Origin of the sequence: Streptomyces sp. SID3212 (assembly GCF_009865405.1) — a bacterium.
Lineage (GTDB): Bacteria > Actinomycetota > Actinomycetes > Streptomycetales > Streptomycetaceae > Streptomyces.
This window is the reverse complement of sequence record NZ_WWJY01000633.1, coordinates 1-1,283: the sequence shown is the minus strand read 5'-3', so window position 1 is coordinate 1,283 and position 1,283 is coordinate 1. Positions and strand designations below refer to the sequence as shown.

Sequence of the window (1,283 nt, the reverse complement as noted above, 5' to 3'; positions counted from 1 at the left end):
CGCGGATCGCCCGCCAGGGCGCGGCCCAGCGCCCGCTCCCAGCCACGGGCGGCCTCCGGCCAGCGCGGATCGGCGTACACCGCGGCGAAACGCTCCGCGTTCCGTGACGGATCACGGGGTGCCTCGGCCTCGATGGAGTCCTGGTCGCGCGGGGTGCGGATCAGCCACCGCGGTGCGGGGAGTTCGGGATCCCGTTCGAGTTCCAGCCCGTACCGCGGGTCCGCGTCCTTGCCCCGCTCGAAGGTCTCGGCGGGAGCCGTGGAGCCGGCGGTGTCGTGCCCGGTCCGGTCGGCCATCCGCTGGGCCAGCGGCCCGGCCCCGGCGGGCGGGCCGAAGACGACGAGCGCGGCGCGCTCCCCGGCGGGGGACCGGCGCAGCAGCTCGCGCAGGAAGCCGCCGACCTCTCCGGCGGTGGCCAGCTTGGATCCGTACGGGGAGCCCACCTGGACCAGCCGGCCGTCGCCGGGCGCGGCGAAGAACAGGGAGCCCCGGCCCCAGGGCACGGGGACCCGGTCCTTCTCCCACGTCTCGGCCTCGGTGTCGTAGTACTTGAAGTAGGTGAGGCCGGGCAGGTGGGCGAGCGCGTCCTGGCGCTCCGTCCACTCCTGCGCCGTATAGCTGGTGACGCCGGACCAGGTGCCGTCGGGAGCGATGACGGGACGGGTGAGGATCTCCCGGTCCCACAACTCCGGCGCCGGAGCCGCCACTTCACGCAGGACCACCCGCAGGTGGCTGCGGCCCAGGGAGGCGTCGTACCGGACCTCGCGCGACTCCTCCTCGAAACGGGTCTCCTCCGGGAACATCGCCTGCCGCGCCCCGGGCGTCCGGCTGAACGGCGCGATGTCCCGCGCGGAGGACCGGCGTACCTCGTACAGGACCGGATGGCTGTCCCCCTGCGGCGGGGGCCCCGGCAGCATGCGCAGCCCGGCGTTCCGCGAGGTCGAGGCGGTGTGGAAAGGGGGAGCGGTGAAGGAGAGTCCCGCCATGGGCCCGTCTTGGGCCTCCTCCAGGGTCCCGGACTCCCAGGCCGACCAGTACACCGGCGCGTCCACCGGCGGCAGCAGGTGCAGGGCTTCGCGCCCCATGCGCCGCAGGAGGATCAGATCCTCGCGTGTCCCGGGCGCCAGCTCGGCGGCGAGCGCCGCCGCCCGCTGGGCGAACTGGGCCAGTACGGCCGGTCGGTGCGGGGTCGTCGGCGGTACGTTCCTGGCCTGCCGCACCAGGGCCCGCAAGCGGGTGTCGCGCAGCAGCGTCAGCGGGAACAGGTGGTCCGGAGCGCCCTG

General features: G+C 75.1%; 1 protein-coding gene. It reads right to left on the bottom strand.

All coding sequences use genetic code 11. The features are described from left to right. On the bottom strand, positions 1–1,283 hold a 1,283-nt coding region (locus tag GT042_RS18880), incomplete at both ends, for a hypothetical protein (protein ID WP_161309898.1).